Here is a 20441-nt window from a genome sequence, read left to right on the forward strand (position 1 = left end):
AATCCCCGGGAGCATAGATAACTATGTGACCGGGGTGAGCAAAGGCAGCCAACAAAGAGGCAGAGTGAATTATGACGGGGAAAGGTTTAGTTGCCGTTCTTCCCGCCTGTCAGGGGCGGGTTTTTTATTTCCCTGAACTAACACGCACCACTAACTGCACCGGCAACAGCAGATTCTCTTCCTGTTTCTCTTCCAGCAATAAACGCAGCGCTTCACGCCCCAGTTGCTGTTTATCAACCGCAATCGTAGTCAGCGGCGGATGTGACCAGGCCGCAGCATCGATATCATCAAACCCCACCAGCGCAAGATCTTCCGGGATACGTATACCCTGCTGCGCGCACACCCGCTGAACAACCAGCGCTGCCGCGTCGTTATAGGCAAAAATGGCATCAGGCGGTTCCGGCAGCCTGAGCAGCTCATTAACCGCTTCCACCAACGATTGTTCAGTATCCAGCAGTGGCGGCGCAACGGCGTCGTACTCTGGCGGCATCAGCAAGCGGGCCTCATACAATGCCTGACGGTAGCCCTTCTCGCGCTGACGGATGCTGTAGTGCGCAAGCGAACTGGCAAGAAAAGCGATACGCCTGCGCCCTTGCGTAATCAGATGTTGCGTAGCCAGATAGCCACCCTGGGTATTATCCGGATTCACGCAAGGCAGCCCCGGCGCCCAGAGATCCACCAGCACCAACGGCAATTTCATCTGTTGCAGCAGCCCAAGCAACTCAGGTTCAAAAAAACCGGCGCAGATCAGCGCATCAGGCTGGTGCAGCATCACCTGCTCACTCACTGCATCGCCCGGACCGATAGACAGAAAGCTCAGCGCAATACCCTGCTCCCGGCAGGCATCATCGATACCCAGCAGCAGTTGAGAGTAAAACGGTAAAGCCCGGCTGATATTGTGCTGACGATGCAGTAAAAACAGGACGCGTTTGATCTTGTCTGCGCGCAGGCGAGAAAAATCATAGCCCTGCTGCTGCGCCACAGAAATAATGCGCAGCCGGGTGTCTTCACGTAGCCCTGGCTGCCCTTTTAGTGCGCGGGATACAGCGCCAACTGAAACGCCGCAGGCTTCGGCAATATCTCTGATTCGTACAGGTTTCGTCATGTCACTCTCATTGATTTACGCTGGCCTTTTGTGCTCCCAGCCAGGCTGCGCCACGGACACCGCTGCTGTCGCCGTGTCGGGCCTGAACGATCGGTGTACAGCACTGTTTACCAAACACGTACTGTGCCACGCGTGCCTGCAAACCCGAATACAGTAATGTGATATTGGATACCCCCCCTCCCAGCACAATGACATCAGGGTCGAGTGTATTCACAATACCCGCCAACGCACGTGCCAGCTGATCGCAATAGCGTTCCCATACCAAGCAGGCTACCGTATCACCCGATTCTACACGCTGCATAATATGTGGCACACCTGCATGTTGCGCGGTGTGATTCATATACTGACGCTCCAGGCCGCTGCCGGAAATAAAGCTCTCAATACAGTTCACCTGTCCGCAATAGCATGTCACTTCAGCCCCGTCCCGAGATTCGTGGTAGCGCGGCAATGCATTATGTCCCCACTCTCCGGCACAGGCGTTGGGGCCGGAGATCAACCGATTATCGAAGCACAGACCGCCGCCGCATCCGGTACCAAGGATCACGCCAAATACGACACGATAGTCCCGTCCGCTACCGTCCATCGCTTCCGACAGGGTAAAGCAGTTGGCGTCATTGGTTACGGGCACAGGCATTCCTAATGCACGCTCAAGATCTTGTGAAAATGCCTGCTGATTCAGCACCAGAATATTGGAATTCTTAATCAAACCTTCGCTATCCACCGCGCCGGGCACCCCAACGCCAATTGAGAAAGGCTGATTAACGGCCTGTCTCGCCTTAGCAATCATCCCGGTCACAGCCTGGAAAAAATCACCGTAACTCTGCTTTGGTGTCGCACATCGCTCGCGGAAAACAATTTCACCCGCGTTATCAATTACCACCGCTTCAATTTTAGTCCCGCCGATATCCAGTCCGAGCCTCATGGTGGCCTCTCCTCTCATTGGCATCTCGCAATTATGATGCTGCATAGAGTGCCTGATTTGTTTACTAAACAAATAGTGAGGTATCACAAAATGCTGTGATATTTGCATATAAACAGGAAATGATTTTGTTTACTAAAAATAATTAGGTTTTGTAAGTCAGGAGATATGCAAAGATGCCAAGACAGCAACCGTCATGTGGAAGGTGGGGAATTTATCAATGCGCCGGCGGGGTTCCGGCGCACATCGCTTAAATAAACGCGAACGCGTCACCAAACAGACGATCTTCACGTGCCTGACGTTCATTGCAGAACAGGTCGCGCGCGATTTTAGCCATCTCGAAACGCCCGGCGATGTAGATATCGTGTTCCGCCAGAGTACCGTAATCCTGCAATACTGCCGTTAACACGGTTCCCGTACGACCACGCCAGCCGTCTTCAGGCTGCTCTACCACTGGCTCAACGCGCAGGTTCGGGTGATTCACCGACAACGCTTCCAGCTCAGAGAGATCGTAGAGATGCTTCTCTTCGCGCCCGCCCCAGTAAATGGTGATATCGCGGTTGGGATTACGCGCCAGCGCGGTGAGCAGAATGGAACGCACGTAAGAGAACCCTGTGCCGCCCGCGATCAGCATCAGCGGACGCTCATCTTCATCACGCAGCCAGGCTTCGCCATGCGGAATATCGACCTTGATTTCCCGGTCTTTCAGAATGCGATCCATCACCGCCATGGCATAAAGATTTAGCTCAGAAGCGCCAACGTGCAGCTCAATGAATCCTTGCTCGTCCGGCGTTGATGCCATGGAAAACGGACGCTTATCCCTTTCATCCATCACGACCATTAAATACTGACCTGCACGAAAGGAAAATGCCGCGTCAGGCACTAAACGAACGCGATATACGGTGTCAGTGATAGCTTCTACCGAGGTCACTTTACAGCTTAAGGTTGTCATGCGCTCTCTCTGTCGGATCAATAGGCAAAACGATCGCGCCTCAGGCGCTTTTGCCGTCATTAAAGATGGCCAGTTCATCCCAAATTGCGTCAATACGCGCAGTCACTTCAGGATCTTTTTTAATCGGGCGTCCCCACTCTCGTTGGGTTTCACCCGGCCATTTATTTGTGGCATCCAGCCCCATTTTTGAACCAAGACCGGATACCGGCGAGGCAAAGTCCAGGTAATCAATCGGCGTATTCTCTACCAGTACCGTATCCCGGGCCGGGTCCATACGGGTAGTAATTGCCCAAATCACATCATTCCAGTCACGCGCGTTGACGTCATCATCGCAGACAATAACAAATTTAGTGTACATAAACTGACGCAAAAACGACCAAACACCCATCATGACGCGTTTGGCATGACCCGCGTACTGTTTTTTCATCGTCACCACGGCCAGGCGATATGAACAACCTTCCGGAGGTAGGTAAAAATCGACGATTTCCGGGAACTGCTTTTGCAGAATAGGGACAAAGACCTCATTCAGCGCCACACCGAGCACCGCTGGCTCATCTGGTGGACGTCCGGTGTAGGTGGAGTGATAAATCGCATCTTCGCGTTGGGTGATGTGTGTGACGGTGAAAACCGGGAAGCTATCCACTTCATTGTAATAACCCGTATGATCGCCATACGGTCCTTCCGGTGCCAGTTCACCCGGCTCGATATAGCCTTCCAGAACAATTTCAGCGCTGGCGGGTACTTCGAGATCGTTGGAGATGCATTTGACGACTTCGGTCTTGGTGCCACGCAGCAGCCCGGCGAAGGCGTACTCTGATAATGTATCAGGTACAGGGGTCACAGCGCCCAGAATGGTCGCCGGGTCTGCCCCTAACGCAACGGAGACTGGGAAACGCTCACCAGGGTGTGCCGCGCACCACTCCTGATAATCCAGCGCGCCGCCACGATGTGAAAGCCAACGCATAATGAGCTTGTTTTTGCCAATCAGCTGTTGGCGATAAATACCCAGATTCTGTCGCTCTTTATGCGGACCACGCGTGACGGTGAGTCCCCATGTAATCAGCGGCGCAGCATCTTCCGGCCAGCAGGTCATGATCGGTATACGGTTTAAATCAACGTCATCACCTGAAGAAATTTTTTGCTGACAAGGCGCACCGCGTAGCCGTTTGGTCGGCATGTTCAGTACCTGCTTGAACTGCGGCAGCTTATCAAACAGATCGCGGAATCCTTTCGGCGGCTCCGGCTCTTTCAAAAACGCCAACAGCTTACCAACTTCCCGTAGTGCTGAGACATCTTCTTGCCCCATCCCCATGGCGACACGCTTCGGAGTGCCAAACAGATTGCACAGTACCGGCATTGAATAGCCTTTTGGATTCTCAAACAGCAGCGCAGGCCCACCGGCACGCAAAGTGCGATCGGCAATTTCAGTGATCTCCAGATGGGGATCCACTGGAAGCGTAATGCGTTTGAGCTCGCCCTGCTGTTCAAGCTGCGTCAGGAAGTCGCGTAAGTCGTGATATTTCATGGCGTCCATTATGGCCTCTGTGTAAGCGCGTCATTATACGGCGTTCATCATTGTGATGCTGTATTTTTGTTAAATTAGCGTGAACTCTGGCAACCAACACCGATGAGGCTTGAAAGATGAAGTGTATAATGACTTTTGCTATGCTTGCGCTCAGAACAAGCGGATAAGAGTTATTATGCAAGCCTGGTATTTACTGTACTGCAAACGCGGGCAACTTCAGCGTGCCCAGGAACACCTGGAAAGACAAGCAGTAAACTGTTTGACGCCAATGATCACCCTGGAAAAAATGGTGCGTGGTAAACGTACCACAGTCAGTGAGCCACTTTTCCCTAATTACATGTTTGTCGAGTTCGATCCGGAAGTGATCCACACCACGACCATCAATGCGACACGTGGCGTCAGCCATTTCGTCCGTTTTGGCGCGACGCCTGCGACAGTTCCTTCTCCCGTTATTCACCAGCTTTCTATCTACAAGCCAGAAGGAATTGTTGACCCGCAAACTCCTCAGCCAGGGGACAGCGTAATTATTACTGAAGGGGCGTTTGAGGGGCTAAAAGCGATCTTCACCGAACCGGATGGCGAAGCACGTTCCATGCTACTGCTTAACCTGTTGAATAAAGAGGTTAAGCAGAGCGTGAAAAATACCGGCTTTCGAAAAATTTAAGCCGTTTAGAAGGTCACTTCGAATAACGTTCTGACGTTGGCATCAATCGCCGTTGATAGCCACTGAGGATCTTCCCCGCGCCAGTGCGCAATACGCTCAAGAATATGCGGCAGGTGTGCAGGTTCATTGCGTCGGGAAGTCGGCTTCGGGGCCAGATCGCGTGGGAGTAAATAGGGCGCGTCTGTTTCTATCAGCAGCCTTTCCACCGGGATAAAAGGCAGTAGCTCCCGTAGTTCCATCCCCCGACGCTCATCGCAGACCCATCCGGTAATCCCGATATAAAGCCCTCGGTCCACGCAGTCCTGCATCTCCCGGCGCGAACCGGTGAAACAGTGCAGCACTGCGCCGGGGAGGCTGTCCAGCCAGGGTTCCAGCAGCGTAAGAAAACGTTCGTGGGCATCCCGACAATGCATGAAAACAGGCATCTGCAATTCGGCGGCAATACGCAATTGCGCCTCAAAAGCCCGTTCCTGTTCCTGCGCAGTGGAGTAATTACGATTAAAATCCAGGCCGCATTCACCAATGGCGACCACTTCGGACTGGTTCGCCAGCGCGATAATCTCGTCTTCCGTTGAGGATTGCCATTGGCTGCTGTCATGCGGGTGCACGCCAGCCGTGGACCAGCAATGCGGATAATGCTGTGCCAACTTTAGCGCCTGCTGGCTTTCATGCAGGTTTGTGCCGGTCAGAAGCATACCGTTTACGCCCGCAGCAAAGGCGCGCGCCACGACCTCATCCCGGTCTTTCGCAAATTGTGAACTGGTTAAATTAACGCCAATATCAAACATGCATCCTCCCATATGACAACCGCCCTGACGGGCGGCTGAATTTACTCTTCGGTTTTCTCGGTGGCTTCGGCTTCTTTCGCATTCTCTGCCTCGTTGTCTTCGTCCCGCGTACGTCGCTTACCGACATAAAAACGAGAGAAGAAAACACCCACTTCAAACAGGCAGTACATCGGTATAGCCAACAGCGTTTGCGAGAAGACATCTGGTGGAGTCAGTAACATCCCCACGACAAATGCCCCGACAACTACGTAAGGGCGTTTCTTACGTAAATCATCAGGTGTCGTAATGCCCATCCAGCATAACAGGACGATGGCGACCGGAACTTCAAAAGAGACACCAAACGCCATAAACAGTGCCATGACAAAGCTGAGATAACTGGCAATGTCTGTCGAAACCTGCACGCCTTGCGGAGCTGTGTTGGCAAGGAAGCCAAACGCCAGCGGGAAGACGACAAAATAGGCGAATGCCATCCCGATATAGAACAACAGCGAACTTGAGACCAGCAGCGGCACGACAAGGCGGCGTTCATGCTTATATAAAGCAGGCGCAATAAATGCCCATACCTGGTACAGGATCACCGGTGCCGACAGGATCAGCGACACCATAAAGGTTAGCTTTATCGGGGTAAAGAACGGTGAAGCCACATCGGTGGCGATCATCGTTGCACCCTGCGGCATCTGTTTAATCAGCGGCGCTGCAACCATATGGTAAATGTCGTTGGCAAAATAAACCAACGCCAGAAAGATCACCATAACCGCAATAATGCAGTTCAGGAGTCGCTTACGCAGCTCAATAAGATGCGTGATGAGCGGTTGAGTATCTTCTACAGACATGTTTACGGTTTATCACTCGACGAGGGTGAGGATTCGACAGCTGGTGCAGCAGGTTTCTTTTCCGCGTCCATCGACGTAACGGAAGCAGTTTCCTTCAACTCCGGCGTGTCAGCGGCCGTGGATTCCGGTTTTTGCTCCGGCGAACTGGCCTGGTTTTCAGCGGCTGCAGGGGTAACTCCTTCTCGCTGCGCTTCCGCTTCTTTCACTACCGGATTATGGATAGTGTGCGCTTCATCGCTCGCTTTCTCAGGATCGTGCACGCTGTAAGAACGCTTCATCGACTCAGCCGCTTCGCGCAGCTCATCCATCGATGCTTTCAGCTCCGGCGTCAAATTTGTCAGGCTCGCTTTCTCTACTTTCTTCAGGCTGTCCTGAAACTCCTGAAGCTTAAGCTCCTGGGTCAGTTCATTCTGCACGGTAGTTGCAAGAGAGCGCAGCGCACGGACCCAGCCCGCGACCGTTTTTACTGCCACTGGCAATCGTTGCGGCCCCAGTACGATGAGGCCGATAACGAACACCAATAACAGTTCGCTAAAACCGATATCAAACACGGATTATACCTGCTCTTTATCTTGGTTTTTGGCGTCTTCTTTCTTCACTTCACCCTGCTTATCGGTGATGGATTTAGCGGTAAAATCAGCGTCCTGGCTGGTTTTATCCTGCTTAGGTTCATCATCACCCATCGCTTTCTTGAAGCCTTTAATAGACGCGCCAAGGTCGGAACCGATGGAGCCGAGTTTCTTGGTGCCAAATAGCAGTACAACGATGACGGCAATGATCAACAACTGCCAAATACTGATACCACCCATACATGTTCCTCTGTCATAGATGATGAATTAATAAGGTCGTAGTATACGTTACACGACCTGCCTTGGGCGATGAAAAAATCAGCGCATTTTGCGCCAGCCGATCAGCCAGGCGATAACACCACCCGCGATTAACCAGCCCGGCATAAGCCCCCACTCAGGGCGGCTTACCAGCAGGAATGTCCCACTTAACAGCAACGTTGCGCCAATACCCAATAAATAACGGGATTGTCCCTGACGTACGTGATTCGCATGAAGCTCGCGCGCAATCTTATCAACACTGTGCTGTAAATATTTGCCCTGGCGCAAACTGTCATACACAAGTTCAGGTATTTCTGGCATTTTTTCGACCCAGAATGGTGCTTTTTCTTTAAATGCCCTGACAAGCGCCGGAATACCTACCTGATCTTTAATCCAGGATTCAAGGAAAGGCTTGGCCGTTTTCCACAGATCTAACTGAGGATAGAGCTGTCGGCCAACACCCTCAACGTACAACAGCGTCTTCTGTAACAACACCAGTTGAGGCTGGACTTCCATATTAAATCGACGTGCCGTATTGAACAGATTCAACAGCACGTGACCAAAGGAGATCTCTGCCAGCGGCTTTTCGAAGATCGGCTCGCACACGGTACGAATGGCGAATTCGAACTCTTCAACGTTGGTATCCGGCGGAACCCAGCCAGAATCCACGTGCAGTTCAGCTACTTTGCGGTAGTCGCGGTTAAAGAACGCAATAAAGTTTTCAGCCAGGTAGCGCTTATCTTCTTTGTTTAAGGAACCCACGATCCCGCAATCAATACCAATGTATTTCGGGTTTTCAGGGTGCTCATAACTCACGAAAATGTTCCCGGGGTGCATGTCGGCATGGAAAAAGCTGTCGCGGAAAACCTGAGTAAAGAAGACCTGAACACCGCGTTCGGCCAGCAGCTTCATGTTGGTGCCGTTCTTCTCAAGCGTGGCGACATCTGAAACGGGAATACCGTAAATGCGCTCCATCACCATCATGTTCTGACTGCAATAGTCGGAATACACTTCCGGGATGTACAACATCGGGCTGTCTTCAAAATTACGTCGCAGTTGAATGGCGTTTGCCGACTCACGCAGCAGGTTCAGCTCGTCGATCAATGTTTTTTCATATTCACGAACCACTTCTGTTGGCCGCAGGCGACGACCGTCCGGCAGCAGGCGAGGAACCCAGCGAGCAAGGCGATAGATCAGTTTTAAATCGGCTTTGATTACTGGCAAGATATCCGGACGAATAACTTTGATTACCACCTCTTTGCCATTCGATTTCAGCCGCGCGGTGTGAACCTGAGCAATAGACGCAGATGCCAGCGGTGTGATCTCAAAATCATCAAACCATTCCTCGACGGGTAGCCCCCCCATCGCCTCTTCGATTTGTTCTTTCGCGCGTTGCCCATCGAATGGCGCAACCCGATCCTGCAGTAGCGCTAGCTGATCGGCAATGTGCGGAGGGAAAAGATCACGACGGGTTGAGAGCATTTGACCAAATTTGATCCACACCGGCCCCAATTCCTGCAAAGCCAGTCTCAGCCTTTCTCCCAACGGCTTATCTTTGTGTCGGTTGGGCATCCAGAACAGCGAGTAACGCCACAGCCGGAGCGGCAGCGTGATACGCATTTTAGGGATGAGTTCATCAAGACCGTAGCTTAAAAAAGTGCGAATGATGAAATAAAGGCGCCGTACTTCACCTGGCGTCATTTGGCCTCCAGTTTTTCCAGCCGTGTAGCCAGAGATTCGACCGCGCGCTCAACGGCTGCCGTTTCTTCTGCAAACCATGCAACCTCAAGCGAACCCGGAGCCATGCGCCACTCTTCGGTGATCGCTTCAGCAACATAACGCTGCTGGCGCTGAATGTTGCGGCGCAGGAACTTAGCTCCACCACGCAACACTTTACTGACTCCTTCCGCGACGATATCGCCAGTATAGGGCGCTAACAGTTCAGCGGGATCAAACTCCGCCAGATCGGCCAACGCCACAAAGTTCTGCACGACCTGAATATCGCCCTGGACTTCCAGCTCACCGCTGCGAATAAGCGTGGTGAGTTGCTGCCGATCGCGTAGTTTCGGTAACACGCTGGCATGTGTGATTACGGTGCAATCGGCTTCGCCTTCCCATGCCCCCAGCACATCGACCTGGCGCTCACTAAACACCAGGACTAACGGTGTTGAAAATCCTTTGAGATCAACACGTAGCACTTGGCCCTGTAAACGCGTTCTGGCTGACTTGAGCGCAGGGGAACGGTACAGAAAGGTGTTGAGCAGATTTTCAACGCCTGCGGTCACTAAGGGTTTTAAAGGCATCCCCAATCTCCTGTCAGAACTTGTAGCCACGATGCAGCGCAACGACACCTGCCGTCAGGTTGTAGTAATCAACGCTTTCGAACCCGGCATCTTGCATCATTGCTTTTAAGGTGTCCTGATCGGGATGCATGCGGATGGACTCCGCCAAATAGCGATAACTGTCTGCATCGCTTGCTACCATGGAGCCAATTCGCGGCAGAACGTGGAAAGAGTACGCGTCGTAGGCTTTGCTCAACGGTTCGATAATCGGCTTGGAGAATTCCAGCACCAGTAAACGCCCGCCCGGCTTCAACACGCGATACATTGAGCGTAATGCTTTGTCTTTATCCGTCACGTTGCGCAGACCAAAAGAGATGGTGATGCAGTCAAACGTGTTGTCAGGGAAAGGTAACGCTTCCGCATTCGCCTGAACGTACTCAACGTTCCCCACTACACCGATATTGCGCAGCTTTTCGCGACCCATTTTGAGCATTGAGTCATTGATATCTGCCAGCACAACTTTGCCGGTTTCGCCTACCATGCGAGAGAATTTCGCCGTCAGATCGCCGGTACCGCCAGCCAAATCGAGAACGGTTTGTCCGCGACGCACGCCACTGCAGTCAATGGTGAAGCGCTTCCACAAACGATGAATGCCGAATGACATTAAGTCATTCATAACGTCATATTTAGAGGCCACAGAATGAAAAACGTGAGCCACCATGTCAGCTTTCTGCTCTTTAGCGACGGTCTGAAAGCCAAAGTGCGTCGTTTCTTGTGAATTATCCACCATCTCAGTGCCTGCTCATTCAAAAAATGTTCGAGAAGTGTAACAGATTGGGTCAATTTGCCCTACCCTTCTGCCGGGTTCAACTACCCCAAATGGACTAGCTTGATTGCTGATTTACCGCTTCATCATCGGGGTAAGGCTCATCCGGTTGCGTCTCAGGGACCGAGCGCAAACGGTACTCTTCATCCTGGGTCGTGGCTTGTTCAGCCAGTTCAGGATTAATCTCGCGCTTAATTTCCACCCCTAAACTGCGAAACGCTTCTGCCTGCGACAGGACGTTTCCACGACCGGAAGAGAGTTTTTTCATCGCCTGTCGGTAGTTGTCCTGGGCTTTATCCAGGCTTTGACCTATTGCCGACATATCATCCACAAACAACCGCATCTTGTCATAAAGTTTGCTGGCCCGATCGGCAATTTGTTGCGCATTACGGCTCTGATGCTCGTAGCGCCACAGATTGGCAATCGTACGCAATGCCACCAACAGCGTAGTGGGACTGACCAGCATAATATTATTTCTAAGCGCTTCGGTAATCAGTTCAGGCTGCCTGTCGAGCGCCAGTAAAAAAGCAGGCTCAACGGGGATAAACATCAGCACATAGTCAAGCGTACGTAACCCAGGAAGCTGCTGATAGTCTTTGCGACCCAGCAGACGAATGTGGTTTCGCACCGAGGCGATATGCTCCTGCAACGCACTCTCGCGGGTGAGTTCATCTTCAGCGTTAAAATAGCGTTCATAGGCAACCAGCGTCATTTTCGCGTCGATCACCACATCTTTGCCCTGCGGTAACCGGACAATAACATCTGGCTGCATCCGCGAGCGGGCGTCGTTTTCGATGCTGACCTGGGTTTCGTATTCATAGCCTTCACGCAGACCGGAAGCCTCAAGCACCCGCGTGAGTACCACCTCGCCCCAGTTACCCTGCGTTTTGTTATCCCCTTTTAATGCACGCGTCAGGTTTACTGCTTCCTGTGCCATCTGCGCGTTCAGTTGCTGGAGATTACGAATTTCGTGCGCCAGAGTATGACGTTCCTGTGCCTCTTTACCAAAGCTATCCTGAACCTGGCGTCGAAAACCGTCCAGTTGTTCGCGAAGCGGTGCCAGCAGGCTGTTCAGGCTTTGGCGATTTTGCTCATCTACCCGACGGTTACTGTGCTCGAAAATGCGGTTCGCCAGATTCTCAAACTGTTCGCTCAAGCGCTGTTCGCTGTTGATCATCTGGCGAATTTTATCTTCCGCATGCTGTTGCGTTGCTTCCAGACGAGTGGTGACTTCCCGGAGATCGGCCTCCAGCGAGGTATTGATACTCTGCAGGCTGCGGAGTTCGTTATTCAGCAGTTCGCATTCGTCGCGCCAGTGGGCCTCCTGTGAGAGTTGCTGCCGGGCGGCGCTTAGCGCGATATCCAGTTCACGTCGTTCTTCGATGAGGTCGGCACGGATCCTGTCGGCGTGCGCTTTTGTTGCCAGCCACCCAACCAGCAGCCCTGCGGCTAACGCCAGCACGGCACTCATCATAATTGAAATATCCACAACGCCCCCTTACAGCAACAACTTACCCGCACAAAATAGAATTGTGCTGTATAAACGTCCAGTTTAAAAGGAATTTCCTGCGAGGCACTACGCAAAATAAAAAGGCCGAACGCGTCGGCCTTTTAGCAAAGAAGGGAGAATTACAGTAAACGACGCGCAGCTTCCACCACGATTTTCACCGCGTGGCTTTCCGTTTGTTTCATCGTTTCCGCATTCGGGATCTCTTGCTGAGTACGGTTCACGATAACACCCGCGACCATACCAGCACGCAGACCCTGGCTGGCGCACATGGTCAGCAGCGTGGCAGATTCCATTTCGTAGTTCATGACGCCCATCGACTGCCACTCTTCCATCGAGCCTTTGAAACGGCTCACTACGCGACCAGAGAAGGTGTCGTAACGCTCCTGGCCCGGGTAGAAGGTATCAGAAGACGCGGTAACGCCAACGTGGGTAGTGGCGCCGATAGATTTCGCCGCTTCCACCAGCGCAGTGGTGCACTCGAAGTCGGCAACGGCCGGGAACTCCATTGGCGCGAAGTGCAGGCTTGCACCATCCAGACGGACAGACGCCGTGGTGACCAGGACATCACCCACGTTGATATGCGGCTGGATAGCGCCAGTCGTACCGATACGCAGGAAGGTACGAATGCCCAGCTGTGCCAGTTCTTCTACGGCAATAGAGGTTGACGGGCCGCCGATACCGGTAGAGCAAACGATCACGGCTTTACCATCCAGCTCAGCACGCCAGGTAGTGAACTCGCGATGAGATGCCAGCTTAACCGGCTTATCCATCAGCGCGGCGATCTTTTCCACACGCTCCGGGTCGCCAGGGACGATAGCAAGCGTAGCCCCTTGTAAATCGCTCTTAGTGAGGCCGAGATGAAAAACATCAGACTTAGACATAAAAACTCCTCTGTGAATCGGTTTTGTCAGAAGAAGCAAAAACATACTTTACCGAAGGCATGAACATATTTTCGTGACAGTCATCACTATGATGTAAATCAATTGCATTCAATTACCATGAAATAGTGATACACATCACATAAACAATGCAATGTAAGGAAGCCCTGCACAAAAGATAGACCGTTTAAGGCAATGTGGTTCGTTGCATGTGTCTATAGTTAACAATGCGCTTTTGGGCTGAATATTTAAGGGTACGGAGAATACCATGACAACACGACAATCTGGCTTTGCACCTGCTGTATCTCCACCGACATCTACCACGGTTCACACTCCGGATAACGCGATTATCGCCGGTGTAACGTCCATACCTTCACAAGGCGATGATATGCCAGCGTATCACGCACGACCAAAGCAAACCGATGGCCCGCTGCCCGTGGTTATTGTCGTGCAGGAGATTTTTGGCATTCATGAACACATTCGTGACGTTTGCCGCCGTCTGGCTCTGGAAGGGTATCTGGCTATCGCACCAGAACTCTATTTTCGCGAAGGCGATCCCAATGACTTTGCCGATATCCCGACGCTGCTCAGCGGCCTTGTCGCCAAAGTGCCTGACTCTCAGGTACTGGCCGATTTGGATCACGTCGCCAGTTGGGCCTCCCGCAACGGGGGAGATGCGCACCAACTGATGATCACCGGATTTTGCTGGGGCGGGCGCATTACCTGGCTGTATGCCGCACACAATCCACAGCTAAAAGCGGCGGTGGCGTGGTACGGCAAACTGGTGGGCGATAAAACGCTGAACTCCCCCAAACATCCCGTTGATATCGCAACCGATCTTAACGCTCCCGTTTTGGGACTGTATGGCGGCCAGGATACCAGTATTCCACAAGATACCGTTGAAACAATGCGTCAGGCGCTGCGCGCCGCCAATGCGAAAGCGGAAATCGTGGTCTATCCCGATGCCGGGCATGCGTTCAACGCCGATTATCGCCCAAGTTACCACGAAGAGTCCGCAAAAGACGGCTGGCAGAGGATGCTGGAGTGGTTCGCGCAATACGGTGGAAAGAAATAATTTCCGCCAGGCAAACCAATAAACAAAACGGAGGCATCAGCCTCCGTTTTGTTTTTACGCCTGACGCAGATTCTGCGCCGCTTTAACCATGTTTGCCAGCGCGGCACGGGTTTCCGGCCAGCCGCGCGTTTTCAGACCGCAGTCCGGGTTCACCCACAGACGCTCTGCCGGAATACGCTGTTCGGCTTTTTTCAGCAGGGCTTCAATCCACTCCACGCTCGGGACGTTCGGCGAGTGAATGTCGTAGACGCCCGGCCCGATTTCGTTCGGGTAATCGAACTCTTCAAACGACTCCAGTAACTCCATATCAGAACGAGAGGTTTCAATGGTGATCACGTCCGCGTCCAGCGCCGCAATGGAGTCCATGATGTCGTTGAACTCGCAGTAACACATGTGGGTGTGGATCTGGGTTTCATCCTTCGCCACCGCCGCGTTAATGCGGAAGGCTTCCACGCCCCACTCCAGATACGCCGCCCAGTCGCTGCGACGCAATGGCAGACCTTCGCGCAGCGCCGGCTCATCAATCTGGATAATACCGATCCCCGCCGCTTCCAGATCCGCAACTTCATCACGCAACGCCAGCGCAATCTGCTTCGCGATGGTTTCACGCGTCACGTCTTCACGCGGGAATGACCAGCAAAGAATGGTCACCGGACCGGTCAGCATACCTTTTACCGGTTTGTCGGTCAGCGACTGGGCATACTTCGCCCACTCCACGGTGATCGCTTCCGGGCGGCTGACGTCGCCAATGACTACCGGTGGCTTCACGCAGCGAGAACCGTAGCTCTGCACCCAACCGTTCTGGGTAAAGACGAACCCGTCCAGATGTTCACCAAAGTATTCCACCATGTCGTTACGTTCGGCTTCACCGTGCACCAGCACGTCGAGCCCCAGACGTTCCTGTTCAACGATCGCCTGTTTGATATGTTCCGCGATACCGGTGCGGTAGTTACCGGCATCCAGGTTGCCTTTTTTGAAGTCCAGGCGCAGGCCGCGAATTTCCGTGGTTTGCGGGAATGAGCCGATAGTCGTGGTCGGCCATGCCGGCAGATTAAAGCGGGCACGCTGTGCCTCGGCACGAACCGGATAAGCGTTGGCACGCTGGCTGTCCTGGGCAGTGATCGCCGCCAGACGTTTTTCCACTGCGGCGTTGTGGACACGAGTAGAGTGGCGACGCGCCTGAATCGGTGCGCTCCATTCAATCAGCGCCGCGGTATCGCCGCTGTTCAACGCATCACGCAGTAGCGCCAGCTCGCCGCATTTTTGCAGGGCGAAGGCAAACCAGCTCTTCACCTCTGCATCAAGGCGGGTTTCCACGCTGAGATCGATGGGGCTGTGCAGCAGGGAGCAGGAAGAAGCCACCCACAGGTCACGTTTCCCGACGATATCTTTAATTTGCGCGTATTTTTCGCTGAGGTCGGCGCGCCAGACGTTGCGTCCGTTCACCAGACCCGCTGACAGCAGCCAGTCGGCAGGCAGACGTTTGTGCAGCTCGGCGACATCATCTTTACCGTGCACGAAGTCAACGTGCAGCCCCTGCACCGGCAGCGCGGTAATGGTATCCAGGTTTGGCGTTACGCCTTCGAAGTAGGTGGTCAGTAGCAGCTTCACCTGACCCTGCAGAGCGTCATAAGCCGGTTTAAAGGCATCCAGCCACGCTTGCGGCAGCTCCAGTACCAGAGCAGGTTCATCGATTTGTACCCACTCAATACCCCGTTTTGCCAGTTCCGCCAGCACCTGCTGGTAAACCGGCAGAATGTCGTTCAACAGACTCAGGCGGTCAAACTGTTCGCCCTTCACTTTCCCTAGCCACAGGTAAGTTACCGGCCCCAGCAGCACAGGTTTCACCTTATGGCCAAGCGCCAGCGCTTCGTCTACTTCATCCAGCAGTTGGGTCCAGGTCAGTTTGAACTGCTGACCTTTGGTGAACTCCGGCACCATGTAGTGATAGTTGGTGTTAAACCATTTGGTCATTTCTGCCGCCGCCGCGGGCTCACCGGTCGGTGCGCGGCCACGGCCAATGCGGAATAAGGTATCGATATCAACCGAGCCGTCTTTATTCTGATGACGAGCCGGAACGTTGCCGAGCAGCAGGCTGGTGGTCAGCACGTGATCGTACCAGGCAAAATCGCCCACCGGCAGCAGGTCAACGCCCGCCTGCTTCTGCTGATCCCAGTGGCGGGCACGCAGCTCGCGACCAACGGTCAGCAATTCTTCACGGGAAGAATTTCCCGCCCAGTAACTTTCTTGCGCTTTCTTCAACTCGCGACGCAGGCCAACGCGAGGGAAACCGAGGGTGTGATTCAATATTGTCATTTTTCTTCCTCTAATTATATGTAAATCCTATGGATTTTGAATTTAGGGAAGGCGGCAAGTTTACTCATCCCCAGGAGCTTACTGAAGTAAGTGACTGGGGTGGGGAAACGAAGCCAACGCACCATAAATTTAAAAGACGAAGGATTTTAGCCGTCCAGATGTTTACACATCCATAATTGGCGGTTACTGTATATTCCTCAAGCGCAATTTGTTCATGCCGAAGTGAAGGACTTTCATGATCGAGATTAAACATCTGAAAACGCTCCAGGCGTTGCGGAATAGTGGTTCGCTGGCAGCCGCTGCGGCGACGTTGCATCAGACCCAATCCGCCCTTTCTCACCAGTTCAGCGATCTGGAGCAGCGCCTTGGCTTTCGACTCTTTGTCCGTAAAAGCCAGCCGCTGCGCTTTACGCCGCAGGGCGAAATTTTGCTGCAGCTGGCAAATCAGGTATTGCCGCAAATTGGTCGGGCGCTGCAGGCCTGCAACGAACCGCAGCAAACCCGACTGCGTATCGCGATTGAATGTCACAGCTGTATTCAATGGCTGACGCCCGCGCTGGAGAATTTTCGTGCCAACTGGCCGCAGGTGGAGATGGACTTTAAATCCGGCGTGACGTTCGATCCGCAACCGGCGCTACAGCAGGATGAGCTGGATCTGGTGTTAACCTCCGACATTCTGCCGCGCAGCGGACTGCACTACTCGCCGATGTTCGATTTTGAAGTCCGCCTGGTCCTGGCGCCGGATCACCCGTTAGCCAGTAAAACGCAAATCACGCCGGAAGATTTAGCTAGCGAGACGCTGCTTATTTACCCGGTGCAACGGAGTCGACTGGATGTCTGGCGGCATTTCTTACAGCCTGCGGGCGTGAGCCCGTCGCTGAAGAGCGTGGATAACACCCTGCTGCTGATTCAAATGGTTGCCGCCAGAATGGGTATCGCCGCGTTACCACACTGGGTGGTGGAGAGTTTTGAACGCCAGGGCCTGGTGGTGACCAAAACCCTGGGCGATGGATTGTGGAGCCGACTGTACGCCGCCGTGCGTGATGGCGAGCAGCGACAGCCAGTCACGGAAGCGTTTATTCGCTCAGCGCGGAATCACGCCTGCGATCATCTGCCGTTTGTGCGGAGTGCGGAACGACCCACTTTCGATGTACCCACAGTGAGGCCACTATCACAGCCGCGCCAATGATGAAGCTTGGCCAGTGAGGCTGTTGATGCCAGATAGCCAGGTTGACCAACAGCCCGGCCGGCACATGCATATTGTTCATGATGCCCAACGTACCTGCATCTACCTGGGTCGCACCGTAGTTCCACATAAAGTAACCAATGCCGGACGCCGCCACGCCAAGAAAGACCAGAATTCCCCACTGCAGCGTGGTTGCAGGCATTTTCTGCGCATTACCCAGCATGAACCAGGCCACGACAGCCACCAGAAAGGCCCCCATGTAAAACCAGGCAAAAGCGTTGTGCTGTGGCATTGGGCGGGTTTCCATCAGACGCTTATAGCCCACCATACCGATGGCAAAACTAATATTAGAAAGCTGCACCAGTATCAGGCCAGTCCAGAAGTGGCTGGTTACCTGATCGTAACGAATAATCCCCGCGCCAATCACCGCCAGTAACGCACTGAAAGCGTAGCTCCAGCGCAGACGGCGTCCGCTCATCAGGTCATAAATCAGCGTGATGTAGAGCGGCGTCAGCACGGTGAAAAGCAACAGTTCTGAAACCGTCAGATACAGGTAGGCGTGAAAACTCAGCATATACATAATGCCAAGCTGCATGGCCCCCACCAGCATATACAGCGCGATCGTTTTTACGCTGTGCCCGCGGGTACGTAAAAACGGCAGGAACACCAGCAACGCGAGTCCAACGCGCACCAGCACCGCAAAATAGCTATCGACATGACCGGCAAGGTACTCGCCAAACAGGCTGAAGGAAAAGGCCCACAAAATAGTGGTAATGATGAGTAGCGCCACAATGGATGCCTCTTAGAACAGGGAACATCCATTGTAGCGGAGAGTTTAGTTGACAACTGGTCAACTAAAGAACAATCACTTTAAAAAGAGATCGCGCAGGTAGTGCGGCACGGCATCGTCAGCATTAAGACCAATGACTTCCAGTTCTGGGTGCAGATCCTTCAGGCGCTGGTGGGCATTGCCCATGATGCAGCCTTTGCCCGCCATGGAGAGCATTTCCGCATCGTTCATCCCGTCGCCAAAAGCGATGCAGTCTTTCAGGCTGTAGCCCATCGCTTTCGCCACCGCTTCCAGCGCATGACCTTTCGACACGCCGCCCGCCATGACTTCCAGACAGGTAAGCGTAGAGAAGCTGACGTTAACGCGATCGCCCCAGCGGGCGTTAATCGCCTGCTCCAGCGGCAGCAGCCTTTCGTGAGAATCGGTGGTGAAGAACACTTTGCTGACGCCCTCCGGCTCCAGTAGCGCAGGTTCAAACAGAGAATAGTTAAACACCGCTTCTTTGAAAAAGCGCATTTCGTCGGGGCGATGGCGGTTCATAAACCACTCATCATCGCGATAAACGTTGGTCACGATGTCCGGGTTTGCATTCACTACGCCAAACAGGTCGCTGGCAATGTCGCGATCCAGGTTATGCGAAAACACCAGGTTTCCGTCAGAATCATGCACCCGCGCGCCATTGGAGGTGATCATGTAGGTTTTAATGCCGAGGTTATCGCGAATTTGTCCCACATCAACATGATGACGGCCAGTCGCAAACACGAAGTTAACGCCACGAGCAGTCAGTAATTTCAGCGTCTCTTTAGCATATGGGGACAGAGTATGGTCGGGGGAAAGCAGCGTACCGTCTAAATCAGACGCAACAACCTGATACATAAGAAAATTCAACCTCTAGGCAAAGCGGGTTCCGCTGGATGAGTTATGCTTGTCGAAAAATTCGACAATAGCGTTAAGCGCGACTGAGCGCATTGCGTCCTTTTCAAAAAGGATCTCATGGTACGCGCCTTTTATGACAAGCGGCTGACCTCCTTCTACAGGATGGCCCGCTGCGGCGCGGAGTTCACAAAAACGATCGTGCATGCGGTTATCCACTACACGCTCTTCTTCGGCCTGAATCAGCAACGTCGGCGTCGCGTCGTCTCCCGCGCCAGCCAGAACCTGTTCGCCAGCCAGAATACCTTCACGCACCCAATGGTAGGTCGGGCCGCCTACGCGTAGCCGTGGCTCATCAGCATAGAAGCGTAGATTGCGCCGATAGCGCTGTCGACTATGGGTTAGCGCATTCATACCGAAGGGTAGCGCCCGCCAGCGCCCGGTTCCCATCGCATAGCCTTCGCGGATCCGTGGATGCCCTTCAGCCCAGTCCAGAATGTGGCGCACCATCCAGTCAGGAAAGCGCATCACAATACCAAACATCGGCGCACAAAGCGCGATGGCATCACACTGATTCGGGTGGCGCTGCAGGAACAATGTGGCAATCGCTCCACCCATAGAATGCGCCAGTATATAGCGTTTTCTCCACGGACCGGGTAGCACTTCCTGCTGCCAGAAGGCGGTTAAATCGTCGACATAGTCATTAAAGTTATCGACATGACCACGATGCGGATCTGACAGCATACGCCCGGAACGCCCCTGGCCACGGTGGTCGATAATGAGCACGTCAAAACCAGAATGAAACAGGTCATACGCCAGTTCAGCGTATTTCACGTAGCTTTCAATGCGTCCAGGACAGACGACGATGACGCGATCGTTTTTTTCTGCATGAAAACGAACAAAATGTACGGGGATATCATCCACACCCGTAAATTCCGCTTCTTCCCGCTGACGCCAGAAATCTGTCAGTGGCCCCATGGAAAAAGCAGCAAACGCGTTTTCTCTTGTTTCCCAGTCTTTTTGCTGCTGAAACATCGGGTATCCAGCCTCGCTGACCAAGTAAAATCGTTTTTTTCGCCGTCGCTGACACAA

At 53.3% G+C, this 20441-nt stretch carries 20 protein-coding genes; 3 read left to right on the forward strand and 17 right to left on the reverse strand.

Features of this window, described 5'->3' with window-relative positions; all coding sequences use genetic code 11:
* Window positions 1-124: 124 nt before the first annotated feature.
* The 4 genes from I6L54_RS00855 to ubiD all read right to left on the reverse strand — a co-directional run bounded on the left by I6L54_RS00855 (window position 125) and on the right by ubiD (window position 4510).
* On the reverse strand, window positions 125-1105 hold the full coding sequence (locus I6L54_RS00855) for a LacI family DNA-binding transcriptional regulator (protein WP_040230100.1): 981 nt from the start codon (window positions 1103-1105) through the stop codon (window positions 125-127).
* A gap of 7 nt (window positions 1106-1112) precedes the next feature.
* On the reverse strand, window positions 1113-2027 hold the full coding sequence (locus tag I6L54_RS00860; RefSeq protein ID WP_040230098.1) for an ROK family protein: 915 nt from the start codon (window positions 2025-2027) through the stop codon (window positions 1113-1115).
* Window positions 2028-2274: 247 nt separating this feature from the next.
* The gene (fre, locus tag I6L54_RS00865; protein ID WP_040230096.1) at window positions 2275-2976 is read right to left on the reverse strand and encodes an NAD(P)H-flavin reductase; all 702 of its coding nucleotides are present in this window, start codon (window positions 2974-2976) and stop codon (window positions 2275-2277) included.
* Window positions 2977-3016: 40 nt separating this feature from the next.
* Complete coding sequence (gene ubiD, locus I6L54_RS00870; protein WP_040230095.1) at window positions 3017-4510, reverse strand: 4-hydroxy-3-polyprenylbenzoate decarboxylase; 1494 nt, start codon at window positions 4508-4510, stop codon at window positions 3017-3019.
* Between the two features lie 166 nt (window positions 4511-4676).
* On the opposite strand from ubiD, the gene rfaH reads away from it, so the two are divergent.
* Entirely contained in the window at window positions 4677-5165 is a 489-nt protein-coding gene (rfaH, locus tag I6L54_RS00875; RefSeq protein WP_040230093.1) for a transcription/translation regulatory transformer protein RfaH, read from the forward strand.
* A gap of 5 nt (window positions 5166-5170) precedes the next feature.
* Here rfaH and tatD read toward each other — a convergent pair whose 3' ends face one another.
* The 9 genes from tatD to udp all read right to left on the reverse strand — a co-directional run bounded on the left by tatD (window position 5171) and on the right by udp (window position 13112).
* Window positions 5171-5953 carry a 3'-5' ssDNA/RNA exonuclease TatD gene (gene tatD / locus I6L54_RS00880; protein WP_040230092.1) on the reverse strand — a complete coding sequence of 261 codons (783 nt, stop codon included), beginning with the start codon at window positions 5951-5953 and terminating at the stop codon, window positions 5171-5173.
* 41 nt (window positions 5954-5994) lie between these two features.
* Entirely contained in the window at window positions 5995-6786 is a 792-nt protein-coding gene (gene tatC / locus I6L54_RS00885) for a Sec-independent protein translocase subunit TatC (protein WP_005133252.1), read from the reverse strand.
* Window positions 6787-6788: 2 nt separating this feature from the next.
* Window positions 6789-7337 carry a Sec-independent protein translocase protein TatB gene (gene tatB, locus I6L54_RS00890; protein WP_005133254.1) on the reverse strand — a complete coding sequence of 183 codons (549 nt, stop codon included), beginning with the start codon at window positions 7335-7337 and terminating at the stop codon, window positions 6789-6791.
* A 3-nt stretch (window positions 7338-7340) separates the two neighbouring features.
* Window positions 7341-7595 carry a Sec-independent protein translocase subunit TatA gene (tatA, locus tag I6L54_RS00895; protein ID WP_040230091.1) on the reverse strand — a complete coding sequence of 85 codons (255 nt, stop codon included), beginning with the start codon at window positions 7593-7595 and terminating at the stop codon, window positions 7341-7343.
* 78 nt (window positions 7596-7673) lie between these two features.
* Complete coding sequence (gene ubiB, locus I6L54_RS00900) at window positions 7674-9314, reverse strand: ubiquinone biosynthesis regulatory protein kinase UbiB (RefSeq protein WP_005133256.1); 1641 nt, start codon at window positions 9312-9314, stop codon at window positions 7674-7676.
* Window positions 9311-9916, reverse strand: a complete 606-nt coding sequence (ubiJ, locus tag I6L54_RS00905) for a ubiquinone biosynthesis protein UbiJ (protein WP_040230088.1) — start codon at window positions 9914-9916, stop codon at window positions 9311-9313. The genes ubiB and ubiJ overlap by 4 nt, the downstream gene beginning before the upstream one ends.
* 13 nt (window positions 9917-9929) lie before the next feature.
* On the reverse strand, window positions 9930-10685 hold the full coding sequence (ubiE, locus tag I6L54_RS00910) for a bifunctional demethylmenaquinone methyltransferase/2-methoxy-6-polyprenyl-1,4-benzoquinol methylase UbiE (RefSeq protein ID WP_003017897.1): 756 nt from the start codon (window positions 10683-10685) through the stop codon (window positions 9930-9932).
* A 94-nt stretch (window positions 10686-10779) separates the two neighbouring features.
* Entirely contained in the window at window positions 10780-12210 is a 1431-nt protein-coding gene (gene rmuC, locus I6L54_RS00915; RefSeq protein ID WP_137378406.1) for a DNA recombination protein RmuC, read from the reverse strand.
* 140 nt (window positions 12211-12350) lie between these two features.
* On the reverse strand, window positions 12351-13112 hold the full coding sequence (gene udp / locus I6L54_RS00920; protein WP_003017903.1) for a uridine phosphorylase: 762 nt from the start codon (window positions 13110-13112) through the stop codon (window positions 12351-12353).
* Window positions 13113-13377: 265 nt separating this feature from the next.
* On the opposite strand from udp, the gene I6L54_RS00925 reads away from it, so the two are divergent.
* Window positions 13378-14184 (forward strand): dienelactone hydrolase family protein, encoded by an 807-nt coding sequence (locus I6L54_RS00925; RefSeq protein ID WP_040230086.1) that lies wholly within the window; start codon window positions 13378-13380, stop codon window positions 14182-14184.
* A 54-nt stretch (window positions 14185-14238) separates the two neighbouring features.
* Here I6L54_RS00925 and metE read toward each other — a convergent pair whose 3' ends face one another.
* Complete coding sequence (gene metE, locus I6L54_RS00930; protein ID WP_040230084.1) at window positions 14239-16500, reverse strand: 5-methyltetrahydropteroyltriglutamate--homocysteine S-methyltransferase; 2262 nt, start codon at window positions 16498-16500, stop codon at window positions 14239-14241.
* Window positions 16501-16735: 235 nt separating this feature from the next.
* Here metE and metR point away from each other — a divergent pair, with 235 nt between their 5' ends.
* Window positions 16736-17689, forward strand: a complete 954-nt coding sequence (gene metR / locus I6L54_RS00935) for an HTH-type transcriptional regulator MetR (RefSeq protein WP_040230083.1) — start codon at window positions 16736-16738, stop codon at window positions 17687-17689.
* On the opposite strand, the gene I6L54_RS00940 is transcribed toward metR, so the two are convergent.
* From I6L54_RS00940 to pldB, 3 genes are all read right to left on the reverse strand, one after another.
* Window positions 17577-18476: a carboxylate/amino acid/amine transporter gene (locus I6L54_RS00940; protein WP_040230082.1), complete on the reverse strand. Its 900-nt coding sequence runs from the start codon at window positions 18474-18476 to the stop codon at window positions 17577-17579. The two genes, metR and I6L54_RS00940, sit on opposite strands and share 113 nt — an antisense overlap.
* Window positions 18477-18551: 75 nt before the next feature.
* Window positions 18552-19352 (reverse strand): sugar/pyridoxal phosphate phosphatase YigL, encoded by an 801-nt coding sequence (gene yigL, locus I6L54_RS00945; protein WP_003017910.1) that lies wholly within the window; start codon window positions 19350-19352, stop codon window positions 18552-18554.
* A gap of 15 nt (window positions 19353-19367) precedes the next feature.
* Window positions 19368-20384: a lysophospholipase L2 gene (gene pldB, locus I6L54_RS00950; RefSeq protein WP_003017911.1), complete on the reverse strand. Its 1017-nt coding sequence runs from the start codon at window positions 20382-20384 to the stop codon at window positions 19368-19370.
* Between the last annotated feature and the right edge of the window lie 57 nt (window positions 20385-20441).

This window comes from Citrobacter pasteurii (assembly GCF_019047765.1).
Classification (GTDB): domain Bacteria; phylum Pseudomonadota; class Gammaproteobacteria; order Enterobacterales; family Enterobacteriaceae; genus Citrobacter; species Citrobacter pasteurii.